At 43.3% G+C, this 24,394-nt stretch carries 23 protein-coding genes; 20 read left to right on the top strand and 3 right to left on the bottom strand.

The window, feature by feature from the left end:
- The 11 genes from BUB99_RS12020 (at nucleotide 1) to BUB99_RS11970 (ending at nucleotide 12,671) form a co-directional block, all read left to right on the top strand.
- A complete protein-coding gene (locus tag BUB99_RS12020; RefSeq protein WP_073122763.1) occupies nucleotides 1-1,062 on the top strand; it encodes a COX15/CtaA family protein in 1,062 nt (353 codons plus the stop codon).
- A 1-nt stretch (nucleotide 1,063) separates the two neighbouring features.
- A complete protein-coding gene (gene cyoE, locus BUB99_RS12015; RefSeq protein ID WP_073122762.1) occupies nucleotides 1,064-1,957 on the top strand; it encodes a heme o synthase in 894 nt (297 codons plus the stop codon).
- 14 nt (nucleotides 1,958-1,971) lie between these two features.
- Nucleotides 1,972-2,535: a cytochrome c oxidase subunit 3 gene (locus tag BUB99_RS12010; RefSeq protein WP_245816834.1), complete on the top strand. Its 564-nt coding sequence runs from the start codon at nucleotides 1,972-1,974 to the stop codon at nucleotides 2,533-2,535.
- A gap of 17 nt (nucleotides 2,536-2,552) precedes the next feature.
- Entirely contained in the window at nucleotides 2,553-3,299 is a 747-nt protein-coding gene (locus BUB99_RS12005) for a cytochrome c oxidase subunit 3 (protein ID WP_073122760.1), read from the top strand.
- A gap of 17 nt (nucleotides 3,300-3,316) precedes the next feature.
- Nucleotides 3,317-3,646: a cytochrome C oxidase subunit IV family protein gene (locus BUB99_RS12000; protein ID WP_073122759.1), complete on the top strand. Its 330-nt coding sequence runs from the start codon at nucleotides 3,317-3,319 to the stop codon at nucleotides 3,644-3,646.
- 57 nt (nucleotides 3,647-3,703) lie between these two features.
- Nucleotides 3,704-4,285 carry a hypothetical protein gene (locus BUB99_RS11995; protein WP_139280993.1) on the top strand — a complete coding sequence of 194 codons (582 nt, stop codon included), beginning with the start codon at nucleotides 3,704-3,706 and terminating at the stop codon, nucleotides 4,283-4,285.
- 1 nt (nucleotide 4,286) lies between these two features.
- Nucleotides 4,287-4,859: a DUF420 domain-containing protein gene (locus BUB99_RS11990; RefSeq protein ID WP_170863795.1), complete on the top strand. Its 573-nt coding sequence runs from the start codon at nucleotides 4,287-4,289 to the stop codon at nucleotides 4,857-4,859.
- Between the two features lie 10 nt (nucleotides 4,860-4,869).
- On the top strand, nucleotides 4,870-5,124 hold the full coding sequence (locus BUB99_RS11985) for a hypothetical protein (RefSeq protein WP_073122756.1): 255 nt from the start codon (nucleotides 4,870-4,872) through the stop codon (nucleotides 5,122-5,124).
- A gap of 31 nt (nucleotides 5,125-5,155) precedes the next feature.
- Nucleotides 5,156-5,476: a DUF983 domain-containing protein gene (locus tag BUB99_RS11980; RefSeq protein ID WP_245816833.1), complete on the top strand. Its 321-nt coding sequence runs from the start codon at nucleotides 5,156-5,158 to the stop codon at nucleotides 5,474-5,476.
- Between the two features lie 73 nt (nucleotides 5,477-5,549).
- Nucleotides 5,550-9,125 carry a sensor histidine kinase gene (locus BUB99_RS11975; protein ID WP_073122754.1) on the top strand — a complete coding sequence of 1,192 codons (3,576 nt, stop codon included), beginning with the start codon at nucleotides 5,550-5,552 and terminating at the stop codon, nucleotides 9,123-9,125.
- Nucleotides 9,126-9,185: 60 nt separating this feature from the next.
- Nucleotides 9,186-12,671: a hypothetical protein gene (locus tag BUB99_RS11970; protein WP_139280992.1), complete on the top strand. Its 3,486-nt coding sequence runs from the start codon at nucleotides 9,186-9,188 to the stop codon at nucleotides 12,669-12,671.
- A 302-nt stretch (nucleotides 12,672-12,973) separates the two neighbouring features.
- On the opposite strand, the gene BUB99_RS11965 is transcribed toward BUB99_RS11970, so the two are convergent.
- Nucleotides 12,974-13,729, bottom strand: coding sequence for an ABC transporter ATP-binding protein (locus BUB99_RS11965; protein ID WP_073122752.1), 756 nt, complete (start codon nucleotides 13,727-13,729; stop codon nucleotides 12,974-12,976).
- A 1-nt stretch (nucleotide 13,730) separates the two neighbouring features.
- Nucleotides 13,731-14,459 (bottom strand): MlaE family ABC transporter permease, encoded by a 729-nt coding sequence (locus BUB99_RS11960; protein WP_073122751.1) that lies wholly within the window; start codon nucleotides 14,457-14,459, stop codon nucleotides 13,731-13,733.
- 161 nt (nucleotides 14,460-14,620) lie between these two features.
- Between BUB99_RS11960 and BUB99_RS11955 the strand changes: the two genes are divergently transcribed.
- From BUB99_RS11955 to BUB99_RS11930, 6 genes are all read left to right on the top strand, one after another.
- Nucleotides 14,621-15,325: an SDR family oxidoreductase gene (locus BUB99_RS11955; protein ID WP_073122750.1), complete on the top strand. Its 705-nt coding sequence runs from the start codon at nucleotides 14,621-14,623 to the stop codon at nucleotides 15,323-15,325.
- A 110-nt stretch (nucleotides 15,326-15,435) separates the two neighbouring features.
- Nucleotides 15,436-17,367, top strand: a complete 1,932-nt coding sequence (gene ispG / locus BUB99_RS11950; RefSeq protein ID WP_073122749.1) for a (E)-4-hydroxy-3-methylbut-2-enyl-diphosphate synthase — start codon at nucleotides 15,436-15,438, stop codon at nucleotides 17,365-17,367.
- Nucleotides 17,364-17,564, top strand: a complete 201-nt coding sequence (locus BUB99_RS11945) for a DUF6728 family protein (protein WP_073122748.1) — start codon at nucleotides 17,364-17,366, stop codon at nucleotides 17,562-17,564. The genes ispG and BUB99_RS11945 overlap by 4 nt, the downstream gene beginning before the upstream one ends.
- Nucleotide 17,565: 1 nt before the next feature.
- Nucleotides 17,566-17,919, top strand: coding sequence for an MmcQ/YjbR family DNA-binding protein (locus tag BUB99_RS11940; RefSeq protein WP_073122747.1), 354 nt, complete (start codon nucleotides 17,566-17,568; stop codon nucleotides 17,917-17,919).
- 267 nt (nucleotides 17,920-18,186) lie between these two features.
- A complete protein-coding gene (locus tag BUB99_RS11935; RefSeq protein ID WP_170863793.1) occupies nucleotides 18,187-18,795 on the top strand; it encodes a hypothetical protein in 609 nt (202 codons plus the stop codon).
- A 44-nt stretch (nucleotides 18,796-18,839) separates the two neighbouring features.
- Nucleotides 18,840-20,096 (top strand): replication-associated recombination protein A, encoded by a 1,257-nt coding sequence (locus BUB99_RS11930; RefSeq protein ID WP_073122745.1) that lies wholly within the window; start codon nucleotides 18,840-18,842, stop codon nucleotides 20,094-20,096.
- A 259-nt stretch (nucleotides 20,097-20,355) separates the two neighbouring features.
- Here BUB99_RS11930 and BUB99_RS11925 read toward each other — a convergent pair whose 3' ends face one another.
- The gene (locus tag BUB99_RS11925; RefSeq protein WP_073122744.1) at nucleotides 20,356-20,874 is read right to left on the bottom strand and encodes a DUF2911 domain-containing protein; all 519 of its coding nucleotides are present in this window, start codon (nucleotides 20,872-20,874) and stop codon (nucleotides 20,356-20,358) included.
- 151 nt (nucleotides 20,875-21,025) lie between these two features.
- On the opposite strand from BUB99_RS11925, the gene BUB99_RS11920 reads away from it, so the two are divergent.
- Genes BUB99_RS11920 through BUB99_RS11910 form a run of 3 tightly spaced genes read left to right on the top strand, consistent with a single transcriptional unit; the run spans nucleotide 21,026 to nucleotide 24,317 of the window.
- Nucleotides 21,026-21,442, top strand: coding sequence for a response regulator (locus tag BUB99_RS11920; RefSeq protein ID WP_084190527.1), 417 nt, complete (start codon nucleotides 21,026-21,028; stop codon nucleotides 21,440-21,442).
- A 51-nt stretch (nucleotides 21,443-21,493) separates the two neighbouring features.
- Entirely contained in the window at nucleotides 21,494-22,063 is a 570-nt protein-coding gene (locus BUB99_RS11915) for a DUF3109 family protein (protein WP_073122743.1), read from the top strand.
- Between the two features lie 7 nt (nucleotides 22,064-22,070).
- Nucleotides 22,071-24,317 (top strand): ATP-dependent helicase, encoded by a 2,247-nt coding sequence (locus BUB99_RS11910; RefSeq protein WP_073122742.1) that lies wholly within the window; start codon nucleotides 22,071-22,073, stop codon nucleotides 24,315-24,317.
- Nucleotides 24,318-24,394 lie beyond the last annotated feature (77 nt).

Here is a 24,394-nt window from a genome sequence, read left to right as displayed (position 1 = left end):
ATGAATACAGAACCTAAGAAAAGGTTTTTTAGAAGACTTAATTTAGTTACGATCATTGCCGTTTACTTTTTGATATTAGTAGGCGGCATTGTTCGTAGTACAGGGTCTGGTATGGGGTGTCCTGATTGGCCAAAATGCTTCGGGGCTTACACGCCTCCGACTCATGTGAGTGAACTTCCTGAAAATTATAGGGAAATATATGCCGAGAAACGCATAGAAAAAAATCAACGTCTTGCCAGGGTACTGGAGGGATTGGGGTTGGATGAGCTGGCACGGGAAGTCGTGGCAGGTGAGAAGGTTCAAAAAGAGCAAGAGTTTAATTTTACTAAAACTTGGATTGAATACCTGAACCGGTTGACGGGTGTTTTGATTGGCATATTTATCATTTGTTGTGTGGTCAGTACTTTGACGTTTTTTAAGTCAGATCCTCGGGTTTTTTATCTCTCGTTTGGCGCATTGGTGTTGGTCGTTTTTCAGGGCTGGACGGGATCCTTAGTCGTTAGTACGAATTTGTTGCCTGGCTTGATTACGTTCCACATGGTTTTGGCCATTGCGCTCATTGCTTTGTTGATTTATACTCGCTTTTACATAGGAAAGTCGAAGATTGTGGGACTGGTAAGCTACAAGCCTGCCAAAGTGAGAAGACTGTTGTTGTTTTGCATGATTTTGTTTTTTGCACAAGTACTGTTAGGGACTCAAGTTCGAGAAGCTGTAGATCTAATTGCGGACACATTGGGAGAGGCGAATCGTTGGGACTGGATCGAAAATCTAGGGATTGTGTTTTATATCCACAGATCTTACTCTATTATATTACTGCTTTTGCATGCTTTCTTGATCTATCGTTTGACTAAGAGCATTGAGAATTTTTCGACTTCCAAGTACTTGGTGTGGAGTTTGTTATTTTTGGTAGTATTGGAGATTTTGACAGGAGTCGTTTTGTCGTATTTTGCACTACCTTATTTTATCCAACCTGTCCATCTGCTGCTCGCTATTGTTATCTTTGGCGTTCAGTACTTTTTGTACTTAATAATAAGTGAAAAGTCTGTAGACTTGACTGAGTAAAATGCATAAGATAGATACAGATATAGTGACGTTGAGTGGGATGCAAAAAATATCATTGTACATAGCATTGTTGAAACCTAGGTTGTCATTTTTGGTGGCATTTTCTTCTGGTTTTGGATATATACTAGCGGCACATTCCGATATTAACTGGAGTGTACTGCTGTTGTTGTCTTTAGGAGGCTTTCTAGTGTCGGGTGCATCGGTTACAATCAATCAGGTGTTAGAAGTAGAGTATGACGCTATGATGGAGCGAACCAAAAATCGTCCCTTACCTACTGGTAGTATTACAAAGAAGGAAGCCATAGTATTTGCCTTTTTTGTAGCCATAGTGGGGTTGGCGATTTTGTATATGACCACTAACCCACTGACGGTGGTGTTGTCATTCATATCATTGGTGCTATATAGTTTTGTTTATACTCCGCTAAAAAGAGTGGGGCCTATAGCTGTCTTTGTTGGGGCTATCCCTGGGGCATTACCGCCTTTGTTGGGTTGGGTTGCCTCTACGGGATATATTGGCCATGAGGCATTGATTATTTACGGTATTCAGTTCATCTGGCAGTTCCCACATTTTTGGGCGATAGCTTGGGTGGGAGATAAAGATTATAAAAAGGCAGGCTTCAAACTACTACCTAATAAGGGCGAAAAGGATTTGAATACAGCAATCAATATCATGGTGTATACCTTGTTTTTGTTGCCATTGGGATTGTTGCCAGCTTATTTTGGGATTACAGGAATCAACTCAGCGATAATCGCTACAGTATGTGGAGCGGGTTTTTTAGCGCAGAGTTTTAATCTTATGAGAGATAATTCAGACAAGGCAGCGCTCAAAATCATGTTCGGTTCTTTTTTATATTTGCCTATCGTGCAAATTGCCTATTTACTTGATAAAATATAGATATGGAAATGGCCATGAATAAAACCAAAGAGAGTTCTTTTAGAATGCATCCGCAGAAATTTGCGATGTGGCTCTTTATTGTCACAGTGGTAATGTTATTCGCCGCATTGACTAGTGCCTATGTGGTGAAACAATCCAGTGGTGTATGGTTGGATTTCGATCTGCCGTTTATGTTTGATATCACTACAGGGATAGTGATCGTCAGTAGTGTGTTTATGCACATGGCATATCTGTCAGCCAAGCGAAACGAAGTTAGTAAGATTAGAATTTACCTTCTATTGACTGTATTGACTGGTATTTCTTTTTTGGTAGGTCAGTTGATCGCATGGCAGGAGTTAGTACAAGAAGGGGTTTTCTTTGTGGGAAACCCTGCTGGATCTTTTGTCTATGTGCTCTCAGGTGTACATGGTTTCCACTTGTTGAGTGGAGTAGTGTTTCTTTTGATCGTCGCTGTAGCGGCATTTAAATATAAAGTACATTCGACGAGTTTAGTTCGAATAGAAATGTGTGCAACTTATTGGCATTTTTTAGGTGGACTTTGGTTGTATTTATACTTATTTTTGACTCTTAATCATTAATTAAACTAGATAATATCATGGCTGGAACGGCAGTAGTAGTAGATAGCAATGAGAACCTTTGGAATGGGGGGACAGAGCCATTGAAAGCGAGTTATGGAAAACTGATGATGTGGTTTTTCTTGCTTTCTGATGCGTTTACATTTACATCATTGCTCGCTACTTATGGATTCATTCGATTTGCACATCCTGCATTCGAAGGTGAAATCGAAAATTTTGTTTTTTCTCAAGAATATTGGCCTATCCCAGAGATGGTATTCAATGCAGTACCATTCTTACATGGTATCCACTTGCCGTTGGTATTCGTGGGGATCATGACTTTTATCTTGATTTTGAGTAGTGTAACTATGGTTTTGGCTGTAGATGCTGGACATAGGAATGATAAAGTCGCAGTAGAAAAATGGATGTTGTGGACTATCCTTGGTGGGTTGACTTTCTTAGGTTGTCAGGCTTGGGAGTGGATGCACTTTATCCACGGTACTGAGGCTGGTGGACAATTGTTAGACGGGTCTTTCTTTCATGGAGCGAACCTCTCGCTAAATCAATATGGCCCTCCTAACTTTGCAGCACTATTCTTTTTCATTACTGGATTTCACGGTTTTCACGTTTTCAGTGGTGTCGTGATTAATTTCATCATCTTCTATCAAGCCACGACTGGTGTGCTAGAGCGAAGAGGTACGTATGAAATGGTGGAGAAAGTAGGCTTGTACTGGCACTTTGTAGATTTGGTATGGGTATTTGTATTCACCTTCTTTTACTTGGTATAAAAAACTGATAGATAGACATGGAACAAGAAATTAAAGGACTGGACGTGACTCCAGTAGATAAAGACAAGATCAAAAAAATATGGAAGGTGACTGCCATCCTATTTTTGGCGACAGTGGTTGAGTTTATTATTGCATTCACAGTGGGAGCTGGTGCATTGAAAACTACTGTTTTCATCCTCTTGACTATATTCAAAGCATTTTACATTATCGGAGAGTTTATGCATTTGTCGCACGAGAAGAAAGGCTTGGTGTGGATGATTGTAGCCCCTACCGTTTTCTTGATGTGGTTGATTGCTGCGTTTTGGATTCAAGGAGAGGCGATATTCCAAGCGATATTTGGAAGCTAATTCTGATAGATTATAATACTAACTATGCCGTCACTAGACGGCATTTTTTTTGACCCAATGAAAATATTCAAGTCTATTGCTTTGCTGCTTCTGCTGTTTCTACCAGGAGCTATTTACTTGTTTCTCCAAGGGTTTGGGAAGAACAAATTTGATATTCCGATCTACTATTCGACAGGAGTCGATACGCTGACAGCATGTGGTCAGCTGATGGTAGCTGGTCAATACCATGTCGATCCGATACCCGCTATTTCGGGTCAGTTGATGGATAAGGTGACGTTGTATGATTTTGGCGTATTGTCTGATTCGAACTTTGTATCTCAGCGAAATAACTTATTGACTTTCTTGACTAAGTTTAAAAGCGAAGAGCGTCTTCAGGTAGCGTCACTTTATACGACAGATTCCCTTTATACGACATTAGAGGGGTACTCAATCTTGAAATATGTGCGTGTAGATTCATCGATTTTTAAGACTTTTGTGTCGTGTCAGTTATTCGTGTTTGACGGAGATAAGGCATCTTCAGAAGCGCTACCTATGGTGTTGGTGGATAAAGAAAGGAAAATCAGAGGGTATTTCAATCCTAATGATTTGGAAGAGATAGATCGGCTAAATATCGAGGTTAATATTTTGTTAAATGAGTAAGATGAATAATAAGAAAATGGCCATGACTGTAGTGGCTGCCCTGTCGATAATAGTACCTGCGTTAGTAGCAGTATTGATTTATTCACCGTATAAAATTTCTGCAGATTATGATTGGTTGAGGAGTATTCCTGCCTTCAATGCGACGATCAATTCTATGACTGCTATTCTATTGATTGCAGGCGCTGTAATGGTTAAGAAGGGGAATATTCAAGGACATAAAATTGCCATGTCGAGTGCGTTAGGGTTAGGGGTGTGTTTTCTGTTGGCATATGTCTTGTATCATGCGACGGTGGAGTCTGTGATATTTGGGGATGTGAATATGGACGGTGTATTGGATGATCAAGAAGCTCTCAGTGTGGGGACTATGCGTAGTGTGTATTTGACGATACTGCTGTCCCATATTTTGTTGTCTGCGGCGGTGGTGCCTTTTGTATTACTTGCATTTTATTTTGCGATTGCCCAAGAGTTTGATAGACATAAGAAGATTGTGAAGTTCACTTGGCCGATCTGGTTGTATGTATCTGTGACCGGTGTAATTGTCTATCTTTTGGCTAGCCCTTATTATTCAGTATAAAATTCGAGTCATGAGAAATCGAATCTTTTTAACATTCATTTTGGTAGTAGCACAGGTGACTGGTGCAATGGCACAGTGTGCTATGTGTAAAACCACTATCGTCAACAATGTGAGTAACGGTGAGTTGGCATTGGCCGATGGGTTGAATTTTGGTATTATGTATTTGTTCGTAACGCCGTACTTGGCGATTGCATTGATTGGTGGAATTTGGTTCTATAAGTATAAAAGACATGGGAAAAAGAAGTTCAACACAAGCGCTGCTTGAGTGTAAATGTCCTAGGTGTAGAGAAGGTGATATGTTTAAGACTTCCCTTTTTCGCAAGTGGTACGACCGAGAAATGTTGCCTAGCTGCTCGGTATGTCAACAGTCTTTTGAACCAGAACCAGGGTTCTATTTTGGAGCCATGTTCGTGAGCTATGGTTTTTCAGTTGCTATCACTTTTGTAGTGGGCTTTGTTCTCTTTAATTTTTTTGGAGATCCCGAATCATGGGTGTATATCACAGTACTTGGCATAGTGATCGCCTTGGTTTGGCCTATCATGTATCGCTATTCTAGAGCTATATTTCTACATGTTTTTGGAGGGATAAGGTTTGATTCAAAATACATAAATGAGTAATTCTTTGTGTATTTTGTGATCTAAACTAGATCGTACTATTTTCAACGCTACTATTATAAAACTCTTTGCCTTCTTGGCTGCTATTTCCGTGCTGATTTTGGCAGGGCTGTTTGGCTATTCTCACAAGAATGAGGCACAGATAGCTACTGAAATAGAAGCAGCCGTAGCATCTGCTATAGATCAGATTCGTGAATTTGAATCGATGTTAGAGAAGGGAGAGATTCCGGCAGATACCGATCCGATTGACTATGTGGTGTATGATGTTCGAGGAGACGTGCTTCGCTGGTCGGACAATTCTTACATCCCTCCTTTTGAATATTTTCCTTTTCGTACGAGTGACCTGATTATAGCCAATGATCAAGGGGAATTTTTATATCAAAAAAAGCGATTCGAATGGCATGGCGATGATGCTTATATGGTAGTGATGATCCCCCTTAGGAGGAAATTTAATCAGTCTAGTACCTACCTCGACGATGTGTATAACCGGGACATCATCTCGCACAATGTCAAAATTACAGATGATCCTAATTTCATTCCTATTCAGTATCAGGAGGAAACGCTATTTACCATAGCATCTAATGGGCAAACCTACTACAATGACCTGATCAATAATTTTATAACGGGGCTACTCTTTCTGCTGCTGATATGCATATTCGTGCTACTGTTTCAGGTCGCATGTCGAGTCAATAGAGGCTATGGTTTTGTGTTTGGAGTTGGTGTTATTTTCTTGGAGTTAGTCGTGCTACGAGGGACTATGATTCTAGTAGAGTTGCCGAGCTCTTTCGTCAAGATGAGCATTTTCCAACAGAGTGTATTTACCTACGACTGGTTCTACTATTCGCTCGGTGATAGTGTGATTAATTATGGTATGATAGCAGTACTGTTAGCGTTCATAATTTTGTACGGGAGAGATTATATCCGAACACTATCTGGAAGACAACTGACGGTATTGGGTAGTCTACTGTTGATTGCGAGCTACTGGGCACTATTTGCATTGCTCAATACGATCAGTCTCATACTGTCCAATTCACAAATTTCTCTGGATATAGCAGCGACGATGGATATGCCGTTCGAGCGAATGACTTGTTATTTCCTAATCGGGTTGTTGTCAATCATTTTCTTCGGGGTGCATTACCTGGCATATATTACGATAGCTCATCTTAGGAATACTGCTAGTGAAATGCGCCTGCTACATATTGTCTCTGGAGTGGTCTCGTGTCTATTCTTCTTTTGGAAGGCTAGTTTCGTTTTGGCGTTTGGTCTCAATGTGATTTATATCCTTGGATTGTATGCATTTGATATGCCGCAGAGTCTGAAGACGTTAAAATTCGAAAGTATTAATTATTTGCTATTTACTGTAGTGCTCATTTCTATAGGGGGATCTTTTGAGATTTATAAATCCTATGAACGCAACGAGATTTATAGCATGCAGAAGTTTGCTACTTATCTACAAGTAGACCGTGATGTAGAAGGAGAATATCTCTTGTCTACGATATTAGAGCAAATCAAACAAGATATAGTTGTCAATAGCAAAATGCTAAACCCCCAGAGCCAACTCAAGGGGATAGAACGAAAGATTCAGCGAACCTACCTAAATACCTATTTTAGTGACTATGAGGTGGACATTCACTTGTTTGACAAAAACGGAATGGGGCTGTCACGGAAATACCGCCGTGTCTCGATAGAGGATGTCAAAGAAAAGTATAGTGCGCCAGAGTTTCAGACCTCTTATGACAATGTGTACTATGATCGTAGGATGGATATCAACAAGCGAAAACGCTACATCTGTTACACCGAGGTGGAGCGATATGGAGATATCAATGGTTATGTAGAGATAGAATTGAGATTGAAAAAATTCTCATCCCGACGTGTATTGCCACAACTACTGCTCGATCGACGTATCAAATCTAGCAGTAGCTATAGTCATGCGCTCCTATCGGAGAACAATCTGATATATGTGTCAGGAAGTTATCCCTACGAATCGGACTTTGACACGACCTGGTTAGACAAACAAAACATATATGATCAAGGGCTGGAGCGTGAAGGCTTCCTTCACCTAGCCGCTGTGGTTGGGGATAAGGTTACGATCGTCTCCTCACCGCTTTATCTGACTCGTGACATAGTGTCCAATTTTTCTTTTTTGTTTGTACTGCTATTGATAGTCACCTGTTTGATAGGAGTAATTCGCTATTTGATCATTGGTCGGAATACTAATCTTAATTTCTCTACAAAGATTCTCATATTCACTGGGGGATCCTTTGTTATACCCCTGCTGCTGGTGGCCGTGGCAGTTTTGACCTCTACAGAAAACTCCTATCGAAAGGAAATAGATAAGACTAACCTCAAGCGAACCCTGCTATTAGCAGAGAATGTGAATGATATATTCATGGAGTTTGAAGTGCAGAGTAGCAATCGTGAGGATCTTGAAAATAGTGTTGCAGAGCTGGCCAACAATGCCTCGATGGATATCAATGTCTATGATACGAAAGGTAAATTGATCGCATCCAGTACGCCAGAGATATTCGAATCTGGCATCATTTCAGAATATATGAACTCTTCCGCTTTTCATGCCTTGTCTAATGACAAAAAGGAACAGATGGTGGCAGATGAGCAGATTGGATCTTTCCTCTACAAAACCATCTATGTAAGTATCAATTCTCCAGAGGACGGAAGTGTATTTGGCTACTTGGCAGCTCCTTATTTTGGATCGAAACTCCATCTAGAGCATCAGCAGCTTATCGTGTTTAGCAACATCATTATCATTTTTACTTTTGTATTTATGCTGTCTATAGGGATCGCATATTATGTAATCTCTCGTTTGACTCGACCCATCACGATTATTGCCGACAGACTGCACGATACGGGGTTTGTCCAGACGAATCAACCCATAGACTGGGAGTCGGATGACGAAATCGGAGAGCTAGTACATGAGTATAACAATATGCTCGGAAAACTGGAGGCGACGAAAGAAGAATTAGCGCGAAATGAAAAAGAAGCTGCCTGGCGAGAAATGGCCAAGCAGGTAGCGCATGAAATCAAAAACCCATTAACCCCGATGAAGCTGACCATACAGCACATGCAGCGGATAATGGGGGACGATAGAAAGGACAAAAAATCACTGGACATACTGCTAAGTCAGATCGATATGCTCGATGAAATCGTGACCTCATTTAGTCATTTTGCGAAGATGCCTACCCCGCTCAAAGAACCATTTGATATAGGACAGGTACTTGAGAAGTCGGTGGACTTGCATGTGGATAAAAAGATAGAGCTGAGTCTAGAACCAGGCGAACATATTGTCCAAGGGGATATCAAGCTGTTTGGACGAATATTTAACAATTTGATCTTAAATGCATTTCAGGCGATGAAGAGGGAAGAGTTGCCTTCTTTACAGGTGACATTAGCACGAAAGGGGAGTCTCATTCTGATTACCTTTTCGGATCATGGTGATGGCATACCAGAGGATATCAAGGAGAAGGTCTTTGTGCCCAATTTTAGTACCAAGGAGTCTGGATCGGGGATTGGTCTGGCAGTTGCCAAACGTGGAATCGAGCACGCTGGGGGGGCGATTTGGTTCGAGTCTGCTGTAGGGCAAGGCACTACATTTTTTATCCAAATGGAAGACGCACAGGCGCATACCTTAGAATAATACAGTGGTTCTCGATTTTTATTCTTCTTTTTGCTGTTAGTTTGGAGATAACCGAGGCACTTGATACACCGATCACGATCATATTTGTTGCAGTTTTTTAGATGGCAGGCTATGCTGTTGGCTGTAGGATGCTTGACGCTGTGTGTTTTTATTATAGGTAGTCACAGTGCAGTGGCTCAAGAGACTAATCAGCATTGTCAGATGATCGACGTTCGAACTTTTTCTTTACCAGATAGTTTGATTGTCGATCCGAGCAGTATTGTCCTGACACCTGACCAGCCATACCAACTGGATTTGGCTCAGTCCCAACTCACCTTTGAGTTTGCCTATGTGGGAGAGGTTTGTTTTAGATTTTTCCCCATCCAAAAGGGTAAAGTCCATCAGCACAAGTCGACAGACTTGTATGACTCGACAGTTAGTTTTTCCGCTCGTCAGCTACAGGGGAATGCAGGATACCAAAAAGAGGAACTATTCGCTACACCTAATATATACAAGACGGGCAGTCTCACGCGTGGAGTGTCGTTTGGAAACTCTCAAAGCGTCAACGTCCTTTCCAACTTCAATTTTCAGATGGATGGTCAGCTGACAGATGATTTGAATATCAGAGCAGATGTCACGGACCAGAATGTGCCTTTTCAGCCCGAAGGAAATACCCAACAAGTGCGCGAGTTTGATAACGTAACTTTTGAGGTGTACAATGATTCATTATCGCTACTGGCAGGTGATGTGGTTTTGAAAAATGGTGATTCGTATTTTCTGCGCCATTACAAGAATGCCTTGGGAGGGCAGGCAGATATTCGCTATGGCTTGGGGAACAATGGACAGGGTAGGAGTGTGCTGGCGATAGCTGCTGCTAAGGGGCAGTTTGCTGATGTGACAGTGCAGGCGGTAGAGGGACTGCAGGGGCCTTATCAACTGAGTGGACCAAGTGGTCAGCAGTACGTCGTGGTTTTGGCAAACTCAGAGCAGGTGTATCTCGATGGTCAATTGCTCAAGAGAGGGTTTAACTACGACTATATTATAGATTATAACCTTGGCGAAATCACTTTCAATCCGAGTGTATTGATTACCCAATTTTCTCGCATCCGAGTGACTTATGAATACTCTGATCAGAACTACAGTCGATCGATCATCGCAGCGCATCAGGAGTTGCAGATAGGGCGTACTACAGTGCATGCGGGCTACTATCGAGAGAAGGACAATCGCAACAAACCACTGGCTTTCAACTTGACCAATGACGATAAAATTCAGATGAGTCAAGCTGGTGATCATGCGATTCCTGTGCCGATATCAGGCGCTACCGAGACGGACTATAGTGGAGAACGTGTACAGTATATGCGTCTAGATACGGTGGATTTGGATGGAATGCCCCAGACTATTTATCGCTATTCGCGAGATTCTACGATACAGTTGTACAGTGTGTCTTTTACGAATGTGGGCATAGGATCTGGAGACTATGCCTTGGTTGACAATGATGTGAATGGTAGAGTCTATGAGTGGGTGTCTCCATCTGGTGGTGTGTCGCAGGGTGAATATGCACCAGTACGGTTCGTGCCCGCTCCAAATCAGCGTGAGATGTTTGTGCTCGGCACGGACTTAAAGTTGTCTCCTTATCTGACCTGGTCAACAGAGCTAGCACTCTCAAATGAAGACAAAAACCTATATGCAGAGGTGGATGATGATGACAACAGTGATGTCGCCATCAGGTCTGGGCTAGAAGTGAAAGACAAGCCGCTGGGACGTTCGGATTACAAATGGTCGGGGGAATTGAATTACGAATATGACGGAGGGGATTTTCAGCCGATCGATCGTTTTCGGTCGATCGAGTATGACCGCAACTGGAGCTACACGCCTGCCACAGATAGCTCCCGTACCGCAAACCATATTTTCAATCTGGGAGTGAAAATGGAGAAAGACCGTTTCAACTTGATTCGAGCTAATTATAGCAATCGACAAAAGGATCAGTTCATAGATGGATATCAGATTGATAGCGAACTGCGACAAAGCCTAGGAGGAATGAAAGTATTAGGTGGTTTTTATGATATGAAAAACAAAAGCCTTGTGGAAGAGTCGACGTGGAGAAGGATGTTCGGAGAGGGGTATTTTGACTCGTTTTTTGTGGTGCCAGGCTATAGATATGAAGTGGATGATAATCAGGTGTCGGCGGTAGGATCGGATTCCTTGGTTCGTACGGCGATGAATTATGAATCACATCAGTTTTATTTGAGGAGTCACGACACCCTGCGAACGAAATTTCGATTGGACTATACGCTCAGAGAGGACAAATCTATTTGGCAGGGGATCTTGAAACCATTCACGCTAGCCAAAACTGCCAGAGCGCAACTCTCAACAGCCTTTAGTCAGGGACAGGAAGTGGGGATGAATTTTACCTATCGGGAGCTGGCGTATCAGGAAGAGTTTTCGGACTTGGAGGATGAGGCTTTAATACTGGGCAATCTGACCTATAGGGGCGTATTCTTTGATAAACATGTGCGGACGAATTTGTCTTACACGACTGCCAGTAGTAGAGAGATATTGCGAGAGTTCGTCTATGTAGAGGTAGCAACGGGAGAAGGAACACACACATGGCGGGATCTTAATGGAGATGGCGTACAAGATCTAACGGAGTTCTTCGAAGCAGTCAACTTTGACGAAAGACGGTACATTAAAGTGTTCGTGCCTACCTCAGAATACGTAGAGGCTTTCAATACTATTTTTACCTTTACGATGAATGCCAGTATGCCGCGAGGTTGGAAGTCTGCGGGGGGATTCAAAGGGGTACTGAGTCAGTTTTCTAACAATACGAGCATCAATATCAACAAGAAGTCTACTGAGGATTCCTTTGCTTCTCGGTTCAATCCTTTTACGCTGGATGTTAAGGATCAGAATTTGGTATTTGTTCGAGATGGAATCAGGAGTACGCTGTTTTTTAACCGAAGTGGGCAGGGCTTAGGATTGGACGTAACTTATGCTTCGGTCAATTCGAAGCAACTGATCTCTCGGGGTGTAGAGTCTCGCTATGCGGTTGACTGGTTATATAATATGCGCTATCATTTGAGCAGAGAGTGGATCATGACGCTGGGCTTGGTGGATCAGCTCAAAGAAAATGCTTCGCAGTTTCAGGCTGAAAGAAACTATCTCATTCAGTCCTACAAGTTAGAGCCTGGTTTGGTCTGGCAGCCCAAAAACAATTACCGCATGTCAGTGACCTATAGCTATACCCAAAAGACTAATTTGGAAGGAGATAAAGATGAAAAGTCGCTCATCAATATCGTTAGCAGTGAGATGCGCTGGTCCAACGGTGCGAAAAATGCACTGACGGCAAATATCAGTTATTCTTTGATAGACTATGATGGTGATGAGAACACAGCGGCAGCCTATGAACTTCTCAATGCCTTACGGCCAGGTCACAACTATACCTGGCGGATTAACTACAGTCAGAAGTTGATTTCTGGACTGCAAATGAGCTTGGGGTACGAGGGGAGGCAATCCGCAGATAGTCCCATGATACACATGGGACGCATGCAAGTAACGGCACTATTTTAGAGGTAAGTCAAAACCATTCATTGAAAAAATTTGGGTGTCGATCGAATAAAATTAGCGGTTGGTATAATTAATTATGAACTCAAATTTAGAATGTGGTACTTCGAATATCACTAATCTAAAACAGTATGATAGTAATTAATTATTTACTCAAAAACGCAGAAAGCTTCCATTGGAGGTCGCTCAAGTTAGTGGCAATGATAATTTCGTATTGCTCACTGTTACTGGCCTTTTGGCTCAATATCTAGTGGAGGAAACCGGAGTTATAGGTAATTGTGTTCACGAATAGAGGTTTTCTGGCTTGGTTAACCTCTATTCTTTTTTACAGCCCTCATGAGCTTGTTTGCAAAAATAAAATCCTGTAACTCTTCACAGTCACTATCGAATATGGAGTCGTTATTGCCCTCCCAAAGTTTCTTTCCTTTATACAAAAAGACAATGCTGTCGCCTATCTCCATCACGGAGTTCATGTCATGAGTTACGACGATGGTTGTGATGTTGAGCTCTTCGGTGATGTCGTGGATGAGGTTGTCGATTCGGATAGAAGTCTGAGGGTCTAATCCAGAGTTAGGTTCATCGCAGAACAGGTACTTAGAGTCATTGACAATCGCACGAGCGATTCCTACCCGTTTTTTCATCCCACCACTGATTTCTGATGGCATTTTGGTGTTGATGCCAGCCATTCCGACGCGTTCTAGACAGTGGTTGACACGATCTAGTTTTTCACCTTTAGGCATATCGGTTAGTACATCTAATGGAAACATAATATTTTGTTCCACATTTTTGGAATCAAATAGCGCTCCGCCCTGAAACAGCATTCCTATCTCACGACGAATATCAGCTTTTACATTTTCATCCGCTCGGGTGAATTTTCGACCATCGAAGAGCACCTCTCCCTCATCAGGTTCTATCAGCCCCACGATGTTTTTTAAGAAAACACTTTTTCCTGTTCCACTAGACCCAATGATCAAATTCGTTTTGCCTTGATAAAACTGTGCACTGATGTCATTCAAAATGTTTTTGTCATCAAATGACTTGCTCAATCTGTTAACCTCTATCATCTCAGAGCATTAGTTTGGTTAGGAGAAAATCTGCGCATAGGATTGCGATACAGCTATTGGTTACCGCTGATGTACTGGCTACCCCGACTTCTAAGGCGCCACCTTTGGTATAGAAGCCCTTGTAGGCAGAGATCGCAGCGACTAGAAAGGCAAAGACGTAGGCTTTGGTCAAGGCAAAGGTGATATTGAAAGGGATAAACTCATAGCGGATACCATACACGAACTCTGTAGGTGTAATCACCCCCGCCAAAGAACCCGCTAAATAACCCCCGACCAATGATAAAAAAGCGGACACTACTACGAGCATCGGGTAGGTGATCAGTGAAGCGATGATTTTTGGCAGTACCAAATAAGAAGCCGCATTGATGCCCATTACTTCCAATGCATCGATTTGCTCGGTGATGCGCATGGTGCCTAGCTCTCCCGCGATGTTGGATCCGACCTTACCCGCATAGACGATAGCCATGACTGTAGGAGCTAGCTCTAGCAAGGTCATGTCACGTACTACCAGTGAGATGACATAGGATGGGATGAACGGACTGACGAGGTTGTAGGCCGTCTGGAGGGTAGTCACCGCACCTATGAAGGTGGAGACAATTCCTACGAGTAGTATGGAGTTGAAGCCAATTTTGATAGACTCTTCTATCACGAGTCGGACATAGGTCATAAATGACTCTCGTCTGACAAACATGGAAGATAGGAATAAAGTGAAGCGTCCGAAGCTGCGCATGTACTGAGTTTGGTTTATGCCTCCAAATTAATAATTTTAAAACAACTAAAAGCTATAACTAGATCAAGTCTCAGCTTTTTGTCTTCGGGAGGTGAAATTAAATATAAGTGAAACCCGGTGGTCTTGTCTAGTTGTGGGATTATGTTCTACTTTGCGACGATATGATTAAGACAATAGTAGTAACAGGAGGTACAAAAGGAATAGGAAGAGCAATCATCGAACGGTTCGCAGGAGAGGGATTTCATGTGTTGGCATGCGCCAGAAATACGACAGATTTGACGGAAATGGAGTCTCTAATTAATGCATCTGGCGAAGGGCAAGTCAAAACATTTCAGGCGGATATGTCTCAGCGTGATCAGGTAGCAGCCTTTGCTACTTGGGTGTTAGAGTCGACTACTGTCATCGATGTTTTGATTAATAATGCTGGCGTTTTTCTGCCAGGGAGTATCGAAGATGAAGCTGAGGGGAATTTGGAGTTGATGATAGACACTAATTTGTATAGTGCTTATCACTTGACACGAACCTTGTTGCCGAGTATGGTTGCTCATGGTTCGGGAGATATATTTAACATCTGCTCAGTCGCCAGTCTCAAAGCCTATACCAATGGTGGGTCTTATAGCATATCAAAGTTTGCACTCTATGGTTTCTCTCAAAACCTCCGGTATGAACTCAAAGAAAAAGGGCTTAGAGTGATCTCTGTGATGCCTGGAGCTACGCTTACCGCCAGTTGGGATGGAGTCGATCTACCAGAAGAGCGGTTTATCAAAGCGACTGATGTGGCTGATTCGATTTGGTCCACACACCAGCTTTCCAAAAATACCGTCGTTGAGGATATCGTCATTCGGCCGCAGCTGGGGGACCTCTAATTAGTAGCTGCTCAGTGTCTTCGTGATGAATAATCCTGACAATATGTGAGTATCTATCTTGTTATTGTCTTGATCACCTTATTTTTACTTCCTCAAACAATAGATAGGTTTTGGATCAAAATAAATACTGTAATTCACTCACCGAATATTCTCGTAGAGAATCCGTGAAGGTGAATATTGGACAAGTCCCGCTGGGTGCTGACTGCCCGATACGTGTCCAGTCGATGACTACCATAGATACGATGGATACGCAGGGTTCTGTAGACCAAACCATCCGAATGGTGGATTCTGGTTGTGAGTATGTGCGTATCACTGCTCCAAGTATCAAGGAAGCACAAAACCTTCAGGAGATTAAAAATGAATTACGAGCGAAGGGGATCGACGTGCCTCTAGTAGCGGATATTCATTTCACGCCGAATGCTGCGGAACTAGCGGCCAAGATTGTAGAGAAGGTCCGGGTCAACCCGGGCAACTACGCCGACAAAAAGAAGTTCGAGGAGATAGACTACACAGACGAGTCTTACGAGGCAGAGCTGCTTCGCATCAAAGAGAAATTTACACCGCTAGTAGAGATATGTAAGGCCAACGGTACAGCTATGCGTATCGGTACCAATCATGGTTCGCTTTCGGATCGTATCATGAGCCGTTTCGGCGATACGCCTTTAGGGATGGTGGAGTCTGCCTTGGAGTTTTTACGTATCTGTGACGAGATGGATTATCACGAGATCGTGCTATCCATGAAAGCCAGTAACACAAGAATCATGGTACAGGCCTATCGACTATTAGTTCACAAGCTAGAAGAGGAGGGATTGAAACCCTATCCGCTGCATCTCGGTGTGACCGAGGCGGGCGATGGAGAGGATGGTCGCATCAAGTCTGCCGTAGGTATAGGTGCGCTATTGGAGGATGGACTAGGTGATACGGTTCGGGTATCGCTGACCGAAGAACCAGAGCACGAAGCACCTGTAGCACAGTCGCTGATCGATCGCTATGCTAATCGATCGGGACATCAAATGATTGCTCCATTGGACCATAGCCCCGTTGATCCGTTTGTCTATGAGAGACGAAAATCTATTGAAGTACTCAATTTCGGAGATCAAAATGTGCCACGGGTTATCGCTGATTTTAGTGGAGAGAAAGTAGTAGACAAAAAGGCACTTAAACCCATAGGACATCATTACTTGCCAGAACTGGACAAGTGGAAAATGGGTGATACAGGTGCAGATTACGTGTATTCGGGTACTAATCCTATTCCTTACATGTTACCCAATGGCCTGAGAGAAGTACTCGATTATGAGACCTGGAAGGCTTTGGATGACCAAGAAAATAAATATCCTCTTCTCACTTTAGAGGATTTGTCCGTGTTCGATGGAGTGGTGGCCTTTGTGCAGGTCGATGCAGCTAATCTAGCTGCGGTGACTGACTTGAAAAACAGAACAGGGCTGGTGGTTATGCTCCACACACAGAATATTCATGCTATGGCAGAGCTGCGAAGATTCATCTTTGAGATGATGCTACAAGGCGTGGAGTTACCAGTGGTATTGATGCACAAGGTAATGGAGCAGGATCAAACTGAGTTTCAACTCGCGACAGCTACGGATGTTGGAGGGTTGTTGATAGATGGATTAGGTGACGGAGTGATGCTGAGCGGTCAGGGCAATAAGAAGGTAGAGAATGATACGGCTTTTGGAATCCTGCAGGCTGCACGTACGCGTATGACTAAGACGGAGTATATCTCCTGTCCGTCATGTGGGCGTACGCTTTTCGATCTACAAGAAACCACAGCGATGATTCGAAAACGTACCGATCACCTCAAAGGGGTAAAGATTGGGATCATGGGGTGTATAGTCAACGGTCCAGGAGAGATGGCCGATGCAGACTACGGTTATGTAGGGTCTGGCAAGGGGAAGATCACGCTCTATCGTGGACAGACGGTGGTAAAACGTGCCGTGCCTTCTGAAAGAGCAGTGGATGAGCTGATAGAGATAATCCGAGAGGATGACAACTGGGTAGAACCTGAAACCGAAGCAATAGCACCATGACTGACGAAAAACACAGCAAAGGAGGGTTGAGGGATTTCTTCTCTATAGGAGAAGTGTTCGGGTACTTTTTCAAAAAGAAAGATTCGAATAAGAAGGCAGACTTCAATCTGAGAGCGATGCACTTTATCAACAAGTTTGCCATCATCGCTTTCTTACTAGGTATCATATATTTTCTATCAAAGAAATTCTTGTTTTAAGATGAATATCGAGGAATTCAGAGATTATTGTTTGGCTAAAAAAGGCGTTACTGAAGGGTTCCCTTTCGATAGTTCTACTTTGGTGTTCAAGGTGATGGACAAAATGTTTGCCCTCACGAATGTTGATAATTTCGTTTCTATTAATCTCAAATGTGATCCTGAATTGGCCGTGGAGCTGCGTGATCAATACGAAAGTGTGCAGCCAGGTTATCACATGAGTAAGAAACACTGGAATACGGTCACTGTGGATCAAGATGCTTCTGATCAGCTCATCTTAGCATGGACGGATGCTTCCTATCAACTGATCGTGGACAAACTCCCAAAAAAACGCAAAGAAGAGTTATCTAAACTTTGAGATGAGTATCTCTTGGTACTATTTAGGGACTAAATGTTATTATTCTTTATTTAGGCCTATTATGGTCAATATTAAACTCACTATTAATTACTTAAATAAGGAAATATTCTACAATTTTGGTGGTTAGTGTTATTGTGTCCATCCGCCTAGACTATTTGAATAAAATTTGTGAGGAGAGCTTCTTTTCCCATATTGTTAGTGTTATGTATCGTTGTTTGCGCCTGCAAAGACAACGTGGTATGCCCTGCATTTCAGAGTACGTACATCTTGGATGACTCGCTGCGAATGATGCGCTACTCGATGTTTCTCAACGATACGACACCTAAGATGACTGTGGCTTCACGTCGTACCAAATATGGTGTCAATAAAAAATCAAGTTTGTTTCGTAAGAACTACGACCTGATGACTGCTCCTAAAGTCAATGAAATCAGACGCCTGGAAGTGGATTCTTTGTACACGGAGGACGAAGGAGATTTTATGGTGGCAGACTTTGTTGATCAGGATTCGGTCGGAGTAGATTCGGTATCTGCCGCACCGATTTTGGCAGCGGTAGACAAAAAGGAAGAGGTACGGTATAAGTACAAATATGACCTGGAGAATGATTACAATCAGGATCAAGAATACTATAACAAGTACTATGGAGAGCTGTTCATCGATACACGGCCTTTGCCATCTGAGCGGGTAGAACCTGTTGAGCCTGATATCGCTGCGGATTCTTTGGGTACTGAAGAAAAGAAAGGGTTGTTTAGAAGAAAGAAGCAAGAAGAAGTGCCTGAGTCTGATGAACCAGAGGTAGATCAAGAGACCTTGGACAATGTCACCGAGACGTCAGAAGAAGCTCCTGTAGAAGAAGAGGTGCCAACGACCGAAGATTAGTCACTAATCTTACCTAATTTTCCATTCCAAAAATTCAAGTAAATATGTTGAATCAGTCACCGCTGGCAGAGCGCATGCGTCCTGTGACGCTCGAACAATTGGTAGGGCAAGAGCATCTCAAGGGGATATTGACCCGAGCCGTGCGCTCTGGAATCGTGCCGTCTATGATCCTATGGGGGCCTCCAGGAGTGGGTAAAACCACGATTGCTAATATCATAGCCAATACGGCTAAGATGCCTTTTTATGCGCTCTCTGCAATCAATGCTGGTGTGAAGGATATCCGAGAGGTGATTGCGAAAGCTAAGTTTGGTACCAAGTCTATCCTGTTTATCGATGAGATTCACCGGTTCAATAAGTCACAACAGGACGCGCTACTCGCCGCTGTGGAAAAGGGACAAATCACGTTGATCGGTGCGACCACCGAAAACCCAAGTTTTGAAGTCAATGCGGCACTCTTATCTAGATGCCAAACCTATACACTGAACGCACTGGGGAAGAAAGAACTCTTAGAACTCATAGACAAGGCATTAAAAACAGACGAGCTACTTTCCAAAATCAAAGTAGAACTCAAAGAGGATCAAGCCTTGCTGAGATTGTCAGGAGGGGATGGACGAAAACTACTCAACCTGTTGGAGCTGGTCTTGGACTCTATCGATACGAAAAAGAAGGTGATCACCAATGATCTGGTGATAGAGATCTCGCAGAAAAAAGCCGCCATGTATGACAAGAGTGGGGAGATGCACTACGATATTATTTCTGCCTTTATCAAATCGATACGTGGGAGCGACCCAAATGCAGCAGTCTATTATCTCGCTCGGATGATCGAAGGAGGGGAGGATGTTAAGTTCATCGCACGTCGTCTGTTGATACTCGCGTCCGAGGATATAGGCAATGCCAACCCTACAGCGTTGGTGATTGCTAATAACGCTTTTCAGGCCGTCAATGTGATAGGGTATCCTGAGGCGAGAATTATTTTGTCTCAGTGTGTGACCTATCTGGCCTGCTCAGCGAAGAGCAATGCTGCATACATGGCGATCAATCATGCCCAGCAGTTGGTGCAGCAGACAGGAGATTTACCGATCCCCCTAGATATCAGAAATGCACCGACCAAGCTGATGAAGGACTTAGGCTATGGAAAAGGCTATCAGTATGCTCATGATCATCAAGGTAATTTTGTAGAACACGAATTTTTGCCAGATGATATCAGAGGGACTAAGCTTTTCGATCCAGGGCATAACCCACGTGAAGAAGAAATGAGGAAAAAGCTTCGCTCTCAGTGGAAGAGCAAGTATGGGTATTGATAGATTAGTCGGTATTTCTGGGAGTGAAAATCAATATTCGACATTGAGCATACGATAATCATTATTCCAATCATTTAAATATTGCCTCAAAGACGCATAATAGATGGTTATTTAATAAAGAAACAACAACGAACCTGACTGTCGAATCAGGCAGTGATCCGTATTGATGACGTGTGGAGGTTAATAAAAAAGGAAAAGTCCTATCAGCTTAGTTTGGCTGATAGGGCTTTCCCTTTTTGTGGTAATTTGATTTCGAGGGTTACTCTACCGTGAATTCAACTTTGAGTTTGTCCCACGCGATGGTGACGACTCCTCGGTCTGAAATGTCAATGGTAAACAACTCGGAAAATGCTGCTGATGTAGGCATGACATCAAACCGGAGAACATCTTTGCCTTCTTTGTAGCTATAGGCTCCCCACTGGTTGGCATTGCTGTTGATGATGACAGTCCATTTGCCTTCTCTCGGGATAGTGAATAGGGAGTATTTCCCTTTTTTGAGTGCTTTGCCATTGATTTTAACATCCTCGGAGACCTCTATCGTAGTAGCTTCATTGGCACCAGTTCTCCAGACTTTGTCGTATTTGACCAGATCGCCCCAGATGACTCTGTCTTTTTTGGATGGGCTACTGTAGTTAATGGTGATTGTTTTGCCATTAACTTCTGCACTTGTCGTTTGGGGAGGACTGGCTCTCGGTTTGTCTTGTGCGACGAGAGAAGTTTGAGATAATAGGAGGATGATAGCAACTATTGACGAAAAATTGATTAATTTTTTTAACATGATAATGACTTTGGTGTAGATAGTAAGACGAATTAAAATAGTTTGGGTTGGATTTGCTCGATAAGTTAAAGAGAAAAACCCCAATAATGTATATTTGGGTTTTGGAACAAGACCAGCTCAGAACATAGATAAATAAAGCGCGAGATTGTAAATGAACAAGCCTGTAAAAATACTGATTATAGACGATGATGAAATCAACAATCTGATTTGTACCAAAGTAATCAAAGATTATAATCCAGCGATCATTGTAGAGTCACTCACGAGTTCAACCCGTGGATTGACCTATCTAGAAGAACGTGTCAAAGACAATCCGGAGGACCTACCTGATGTGATCTTATTGGATATCAACATGCCGACTATTAGTGGTTGGGATTTTATCCGCGAGTATCGCAAGATGATGACGGCTGTGGAAGCGGAGAAAATTAAGTTGTTCGTTTTGACTTCTTCACAGTACTACCAAGATGCAGAACTAGCAGATCAGTACCGCGAGGTACAAAAGCTGTTTACCAAACCCCTGACCTCAGAGATATTAGAAGAAGTAGATACCTACCTCGTTAAAAACGCCTAGTGAGGTGCTGCTCAATTATATAAGTTCGATTCTTTTTCAACCATTGGCATTATGATAATATTGGACAATGCGGTTCTTTCAGATGATTTGAAGGAAAGGCATTTTGTGTGTGACCTCAACAAATGTAAAGGCGCATGCTGTGTAGAAGGTGATCTAGGGGCTCCCTTGGACGAAGAAGAGCTTCCGCTGATAGAGGAAGTGATCGATGCAGTGAAGCCTTACTTGTCCAAAGAAGGACTGGAGGTGATCGAGAAAGAAGGAGCATATATCCTAGACGAAGAAGGAGATTATTCTACTACGACGATCGATGGGCGAGAGTGTGCTTTTGCGATCTACGATGAAAAGAATATCCTTAAATGCGCCATTGATCAAGCCTATCGTGATGGTAAGGTTACTTGGCAAAAACCCATTTCTTGTCATTTGTATCCCATACGCATCACCAAATATGACCACTACGATGCACTCAACTATGACCAGTGGGATATATGCGCCCCAGCATGCAATCTGGGCGAACAGCTCAAAGTGCCAGTGTACAAATTCCTCAAAGAACCATTGGTAAGGAAGTACGGGACAGAATGGTATGGAAAATTAGAGCAAGAGATAGAAGAAGGTAAGGCGTAAACAATCCATGGAAGAGAATTATCTAGAAATACTAAACCCACCTCAGCGAGAAGCAGTACTGAAGACCGAAGGCCCTACGATGATCATTGCAGGAGCTGGATCGGGTAAGACCCGAGTACTGACCTATCGAATTGCTCATTTGCTGAAAGAAAAGAACGTCGACCCGTTTTCTATCCTTTCGCTGACCTTTACCAACAAAGCTGCTAAGGAGATGCGTCATCGTATCGAAGAGCTGGTAGGGACTGATGCACGTAACCTTTGGATGGGGACTTTTCACTCCGTGTTTTCAAGAATCTTGCGCTCTGAAGCGGATAAGCTCGGCTATCCTAGTCACTTTACCATTTACGACTCGGATGATTCTAAATCCCTGATCAAGAATATCGTCAAGTACTATGGGTTGGATGATAAACTCTACAAACCCAATGTGGTACTCAACCGCATCTCTAGTGCCAAAAACCGTCTGGTCTCGTGGCAAGAATACACCAACAACCCTATCTATCTGGCAGACGATACCGAAAACGGTAAGCCTGAGATGGGTAAGATATACAAGGAGTACGTCAAGCGATGCTTCAAGGCGGATGCCATGGACTTTGATGACTTGCTCTTCAATACCAACGTGCTCTTCAGGGATCACGTCGATGTGCTCAACAAGTACCAGCAGCGTTTCAAGTACGTAATGGTCGATGAGTTTCAGGATACCAATATCTCGCAGTACCTGATTACTAAAAAGCTCGCAGCAGTTCGCCGAAACATCTGTGTCGTGGGAGATGATGCACAGAGTATCTACGCCTTTCGTGGAGCGGATATCCAAAACATCCTCAACTTTGAGAAGGACTATCCAGAGCTGAATATCATCAAGCTGGAGCAAAACTACCGATCGTCCAAGACCATCGTAGGAGCAGCCAACTCTATCATAGGCAAGAACAAGAACCAGCTGCGAAAGAGTGTCTGGACTGACAATGATGAAGGCTCGCTGATCGACCTGATCAAAGCCACGACCGACAATGAGGAAGGCAAACTCGTCGCTTCGGCCATCTTTGAGTCCAAAAACCAAGACCACTATCACAACTCGGATTTTGCGATCCTATACCGGACCAATAGCCAATCCAGAGCACTGGAGGAGGCGCTGCGCCGCAACAACATCAAGTACAAGATAGTGGGCGGGTTGTCTTTCTATCAGCGAAAGGAAATCAAAGATATCTTGGGCTATGTGCGATTCTCTGTCAACCAAAACGACGAACAAGCACTGCGCCGTATCATCAATACGCCCAAACGTGGGATTGGAGCTGCCTCAGTGGAGAAATTGATCGTAGCAGCGGCCGAAAACAATGCAGATCTGTGGACGGCTCTAGAGAACGCTACGCAGATACTGGGAGGTCGGGCTGCCTCTGCAGTCAATGATTTCGTGACGATGATCAAGAGCTTTAAGTTGACCGTGGCGAAGAAAGACGCTTTCGAGGCAGCTTCGCACATCGCCAAAAACTCAGGTTTGCTCAAGGAACTCTACGATGACAAAACCATAGAAGGACGCAACCGCTACGAAAACGTACAGGAACTCTTGAATGGGATCAAGGAGTTCGTCGACAACCCGGAGTCTGAGGATAAATCCATGGCATCTTTCCTGCAAGAGATTGCACTGCTGACGGACGCAGACAATGACAAGGATGAAGACAAAGACTATGTGACCCTGATGACGATACATTCGTCCAAGGGACTGGAGTTCAAGAACGTCTTTGTCGTCGGGATGGAAGAGGATTTGTTTCCGTCACAGATGATGATCAGTTCTAGGCAGGATCTAGAGGAGGAGCGACGCTTGTTTTATGTGGCCATCACCCGTGCGGAGAAGAAACTCTACATGAGTTATGCGCTGACACGCTATCGTTTTGGTAGACTCAAAACCTGCGAACCGAGCCGCTTTCTAGAGGAGATAGACAAAGATTTTCTCAAGATGAATCTCAAATTTAGTGCGCCTAGCTCACCTGCAGGTGACTATGCGAAGAACTTCATCGGGAATACAACGCAACCGGTTCGCAAGCCTGTCAATCAGGCTGTCGTGCACAAGCCGTCTGCCGATTTCAAACCAAGCAACACGTCTAAACTGGCAGAGGGAGACAAGGTCGAACACCCGAAGTTTGGCTTTGGAAAGGTGACCAAGATAGAGATTCAAGGCGCCAATAAGAAAGCCCATATCACGTTCGAAAAGGCTGGAGAGAAGACCCTGTTGCTGAGCTTTGCCAAGCTGAGGATACTGTAGTGTTGAGGTTATCTCGCTGAGTAGATGCGATGCCTGCATGACTAAAGGCGGCTGAAAAACCAATAAATAAACAAAAA

Source organism: Reichenbachiella agariperforans (assembly GCF_900142205.1).
GTDB lineage: Bacteria > Bacteroidota > Bacteroidia > Cytophagales > Cyclobacteriaceae > Reichenbachiella > Reichenbachiella agariperforans.
The sequence above is the reverse complement of the archived record's forward strand: the minus strand, read 5'-3'. Positions and strand labels throughout refer to the sequence as shown.

Coding starts and splice junctions, on each gene's coding strand:
- BUB99_RS12020 (WP_073122763.1), top strand. CDS start 1: ATGAATACAGAACCTAAGAAAAGGTTTTTTAGAAGACTTAATTTAGTT.
- cyoE (WP_073122762.1), top strand. CDS start 1,064: ATGCATAAGATAGATACAGATATAGTGACGTTGAGTGGGATGCAAAAA.
- BUB99_RS12010 (WP_245816834.1), top strand. CDS start 1,972: ATGAATAAAACCAAAGAGAGTTCTTTTAGAATGCATCCGCAGAAATTT.
- BUB99_RS12005 (WP_073122760.1), top strand. CDS start 2,553: ATGGCTGGAACGGCAGTAGTAGTAGATAGCAATGAGAACCTTTGGAAT.
- BUB99_RS12000 (WP_073122759.1), top strand. CDS start 3,317: ATGGAACAAGAAATTAAAGGACTGGACGTGACTCCAGTAGATAAAGAC.
- BUB99_RS11995 (WP_139280993.1), top strand. CDS start 3,704: ATGAAAATATTCAAGTCTATTGCTTTGCTGCTTCTGCTGTTTCTACCA.
- BUB99_RS11990 (WP_170863795.1), top strand. CDS start 4,287: ATGAATAATAAGAAAATGGCCATGACTGTAGTGGCTGCCCTGTCGATA.
- BUB99_RS11985 (WP_073122756.1), top strand. CDS start 4,870: ATGAGAAATCGAATCTTTTTAACATTCATTTTGGTAGTAGCACAGGTG.
- BUB99_RS11980 (WP_245816833.1), top strand. CDS start 5,156: ATGTTTAAGACTTCCCTTTTTCGCAAGTGGTACGACCGAGAAATGTTG.
- BUB99_RS11965 (WP_073122752.1), bottom strand. CDS start 13,729: ATGATAGAGGTTAACAGATTGAGCAAGTCATTTGATGACAAAAACATT.
- BUB99_RS11960 (WP_073122751.1), bottom strand. CDS start 14,459: ATGCGCAGCTTCGGACGCTTCACTTTATTCCTATCTTCCATGTTTGTC.
- BUB99_RS11955 (WP_073122750.1), top strand. CDS start 14,621: ATGATTAAGACAATAGTAGTAACAGGAGGTACAAAAGGAATAGGAAGA.
- BUB99_RS11945 (WP_073122748.1), top strand. CDS start 17,364: ATGACTGACGAAAAACACAGCAAAGGAGGGTTGAGGGATTTCTTCTCT.
- BUB99_RS11940 (WP_073122747.1), top strand. CDS start 17,566: ATGAATATCGAGGAATTCAGAGATTATTGTTTGGCTAAAAAAGGCGTT.
- BUB99_RS11930 (WP_073122745.1), top strand. CDS start 18,840: ATGTTGAATCAGTCACCGCTGGCAGAGCGCATGCGTCCTGTGACGCTC.
- BUB99_RS11925 (WP_073122744.1), bottom strand. CDS start 20,874: ATGTTAAAAAAATTAATCAATTTTTCGTCAATAGTTGCTATCATCCTC.
- BUB99_RS11920 (WP_084190527.1), top strand. CDS start 21,026: ATGAACAAGCCTGTAAAAATACTGATTATAGACGATGATGAAATCAAC.
- BUB99_RS11915 (WP_073122743.1), top strand. CDS start 21,494: ATGATAATATTGGACAATGCGGTTCTTTCAGATGATTTGAAGGAAAGG.
- BUB99_RS11910 (WP_073122742.1), top strand. CDS start 22,071: ATGGAAGAGAATTATCTAGAAATACTAAACCCACCTCAGCGAGAAGCA.